The following is a 3,617-nucleotide window of genomic DNA, read 5'->3' on the forward strand; positions in this document are numbered from 1 at the left end:
TATAACAAATAGAGGGGGTCATTGTTTTTTTTATTATAAAAGTAGCTTAAACCCTTGCTAATGCAAGGATTCAAATAAATAAAACAAAGATAGTGTTAACACTATCAAATATACAAGGAGGGAATAAAAATGAAACAAATAAAACAAATGAAACAAAGATTTGCATTTGCAGCAGGTGCATTCGGCCATGATATTTTTTACGGTACATTATCAACATATTTCATGATTTTCGTTACAAAATCTATGTTTGAAGGAGCTCCAAAGGCAACTCAGATGAAAATGATAGGGTTAGTTACCTCATTAGTTGTAGGTATCAGACTAGTTGAAATTATCTTTGATCCAATTATTGGTAGCGTTATAGACAACACTAAAACTAAATGGGGAAAATTCCGTCCATGGCTTTGTATTGGTGGAACAATCAGTGCAATTTGCTTAGCAATGCTATTTACTAACTTCTTTGGACTAGCCACAAGTAACCAAACTTTATTTACAATTCTATTTATCATTGTTTTCATCACTTTAGACTGTTCTTATTCATTTAAAGATATAGCATTTTGGTCAATAATCCCTGCACTTAGTGAAGATTCGAGAGAACGTGGAAAATTAGCAACATTCGGACGTTTCGCTTCATCATTAGGGGCAAACGGAACAACATTGGCAGTAATTCCTATAGTTTCATTCTTTACCTTAAAAGTTACTGGTCACTCTGGTCAAGGATCTAGCGGATGGTTCGCTTTTGGTTTAATAGCTGCATTAATCTATGGTGTTACAAGTTGGATTGTAGCTCTTGGCACAAAAGAACAAGAAAGTGTTTTACGTAAGCAAAAAGGAAAAACTTCACTTAAAGAGGTCTTTGCTGCAATTACTAAAAACGACCAATTAATGTGGTTGGCACTAGCATATCTTATATTTGCTATTGGTTTTGTAGCTACAACAGCCGTATTAATGCTTTACTTCCAATACGTAATCGGTAATATAGCAGCTTTTTCAATTGTAGGCATTGTAGCTGCAATTTGTGGCATTATATCTGTTCCACTTTTCCCAATTGTCACTAAATTTATTTCAAGAAAATACGTTTACATAATTGGTATTTTAACAATGGTAATTGGATATTTGATACTTTCCATAGCATCACCAAGTTCAATAGCAGTTATTATTATAGGTCTAGTATTCTTCTATTTTCCATATCAATTAATTTTTCTATCAGTGTTGATGACACTCAGTGACTCAGTTGAATATGGACAATGGAAAAATGGAGTTCGTAATGAATCAGTAACTTTATCTCTTCGTCCATTATTAGATAAACTCGCAGGTGCTTTATCTAATGGCATCGTAGGTTTCATATCAGTAACGTGCGGTATGGTTGGAGATGCACAAGCACGTGATATAACATCTCAAGGTATTGTAACATTTAAAATGTATGCTTTCTATTTGCCAGCAGCATTAATGATTATCTCCGGTGTTATCTTCTTATTCAAAATTAAATTAACAGAAAAGAAACACGCTGAAATAGTAAAAGAATTAGAAGCATCATTATAAAAAATTAAGCGAAGCATTGCTTTTGCAAATGCTTCGCTATTTTAAATGTATATAAACTAAATATTATAGGTAGGGCATCTTATCCTTATCAAAATTCACTGAATAGAGTATATTGTGCTTCGGGTAGTAAATAGAGCATTGGCCTTCTGTTACTGGACCATTTACATAATATTTTTCAGTATTGTTATAAGATTTTTTTCCTACTTTGTTTAAATAATAATCTTGGCCACTAATATTTTTTGTTATTGGATATTGATGGATAGTGTTTTTTTTACCTAGATTAATGCTATCGTGAACATTTAGTATTCCAGTTGTTGCTTTTGGAAAAATGAGTTCCATATTCTCCTCACAATTTACAAGGCAATATATAAATACATTGATTTTATAGGGAGGATATAATGAAAGTTAATATAAGGGATGTGGCAAGGGAAGCTAATGTTTCTATGAGTACGGTATCTAGGGTTATAAATAAAAATTATCCAGTTAAAGAAGAAACCAAAATTAGAGTCGAAGCAGTTGTAAAAAAATTGAATTTTAGTCCTAATACATTGGCAAGATCATTAATAAGTCAAAATACAAAAACAATAGGAATTTTAGTTCCAAGCATAAATAATTTTTTTTTCCCAACTGTAATTAAAGCTATCGAACATGAATTGAGAATAAACGGTTATTCAATTTATCTTTGTGATACAGATAATAATGATGCAGAAGAAACAAAATATATAAAATCGCTTATGGGCAGGCAAGTAGATGGCATTATAGTTATCGATCCCAAAACCGAAAATATGAAAAATGGTTTTTACGAAACAGTGGGCAAAGATATACCGCTGGTGTCAATCAATGGGTACAATAATAAAATAAATTGTAATTTTGTACTTAATGATGAATCAAGTGGTGCAAGACAGGCTATGCAGTATCTTTTAGAACTTGGACATGAAAATATAATATTTGTAAGAGGCAAAGAAAGTTATTCATATGATATAAAAGAGGCCGTTTACAATAAATTCATGGAAGAAAATAAATTAACTGCTCAAAAGAAAATCATAAATATTGGTGAAGGAAATAGTTACGATACTGTGGATGGGACAATGAATATAATGAGTAAAGAATTAGAAAAACTAAAAGCACCGATAGCTATATTTGCCTGTAATGATTTAATGGCTCTGGGAGTTATGAATGCTTGTAAAATAATGAATTTTGATGTACCTAAGGATGTTTCAATAATTGGATTTGATAATATTTGCATTTCAAGCATAGTTGAACCAAAACTTACAACTGTAGATCAAAATATGTATTTACTTGGAGAAAATGCTTCAAAAATGCTTTTGGAGATAATTGAAAGTGATAATAACAAGATTAGAAGAATTGAATTGAAAACACAACTTATTATCAGAAATAGTTGTAGCAATATTTAAGTAAATTTTTACTACAAGTCATTTATAAAAGAGTGCATATTCTCATTTAGACACCAATATATGCACTTAAATAGTAATTTATTGCATATGTTAAAATAACTATGAGTCTATAGGCTCTATAATAGCATATAACAAATGTCGTGAAAACAGACTTTTACGACATTTGCTTTATTAACATCGTTGCAATCGCAATAATGCTATATTTAATATGTAATTATTATAAATCAGTAGAAGAGTTAAAATCAAAAAAATAAGGAGATTAATTATGAAAAAGTATAAAGTTATTATAGGTGATGATGTTTTTGAGTGTGATGCTTATTTTCATCATAATACATGTATAGAGTTTTTGAAATGCGGAAATGAAGATTACAATAAAATCATTCCTACAAATGTAATAATTAAAATATATCCAATAAAAAAGAAATAGTAATAGATAAATGTCGTGAATCATAACAATTATGCTATGATTTTTTCTTACACTTTTCTTATAATTTAATTTTCATTTGACTTAGTAGGTTCATTTCGGTCATCCATTTGTGGTGGTTCCTCCAACCATTTATGTTCAATCATTATTTTTGATCCTTTTTTTGCATATTCAAATGTATCCTTTGAAATAAGTCCAAGTTTAAGAGGTAAATCACCTCTCATACTAAAGGATGTACC

At 30.1% G+C, this 3,617-nt stretch carries 5 protein-coding genes; 3 read left to right on the plus strand and 2 right to left on the minus strand.

From position 1 onward, the window contains the following. Positions 1-129 precede the first annotated feature (129 nt). Entirely contained in the window at positions 130-1,539 is a 1,410-nt protein-coding gene (locus LGK95_RS21865) for a glycoside-pentoside-hexuronide (GPH):cation symporter (RefSeq protein ID WP_226127015.1), read from the plus strand. A 63-nt stretch (positions 1,540-1,602) separates the two neighbouring features. On the opposite strand, the gene LGK95_RS21870 is transcribed toward LGK95_RS21865, so the two are convergent. Continuing rightward, positions 1,603-1,878 carry a hypothetical protein gene (locus tag LGK95_RS21870; RefSeq protein ID WP_226127016.1) on the minus strand — a complete coding sequence of 92 codons (276 nt, stop codon included), beginning with the start codon at positions 1,876-1,878 and terminating at the stop codon, positions 1,603-1,605. Positions 1,879-1,937: 59 nt separating this feature from the next. Here LGK95_RS21870 and LGK95_RS21875 point away from each other — a divergent pair, with 59 nt between their 5' ends. Together LGK95_RS21875 and LGK95_RS21880 are read left to right on the plus strand one after the other, a co-directional pair. After that, positions 1,938-2,954 (plus strand): LacI family DNA-binding transcriptional regulator, encoded by a 1,017-nt coding sequence (locus LGK95_RS21875; protein WP_226127017.1) that lies wholly within the window; start codon positions 1,938-1,940, stop codon positions 2,952-2,954. A 265-nt stretch (positions 2,955-3,219) separates the two neighbouring features. Further along, positions 3,220-3,381: a hypothetical protein gene (locus LGK95_RS21880; RefSeq protein WP_226127018.1), complete on the plus strand. Its 162-nt coding sequence runs from the start codon at positions 3,220-3,222 to the stop codon at positions 3,379-3,381. 65 nt (positions 3,382-3,446) lie between these two features. On the opposite strand, the gene LGK95_RS22960 is transcribed toward LGK95_RS21880, so the two are convergent. Next, entirely contained in the window at positions 3,447-3,602 is a 156-nt protein-coding gene (locus LGK95_RS22960) for a DUF3231 family protein (RefSeq protein WP_226127019.1), read from the minus strand. Positions 3,603-3,617: the final 15 nt, after the last annotated feature.

The sequence above is a fragment of the Clostridium algoriphilum genome, assembly GCF_020443705.1.
GTDB classification, from domain to species: domain Bacteria; phylum Bacillota; class Clostridia; order Clostridiales; family Clostridiaceae; genus Clostridium_AD; species Clostridium_AD algoriphilum.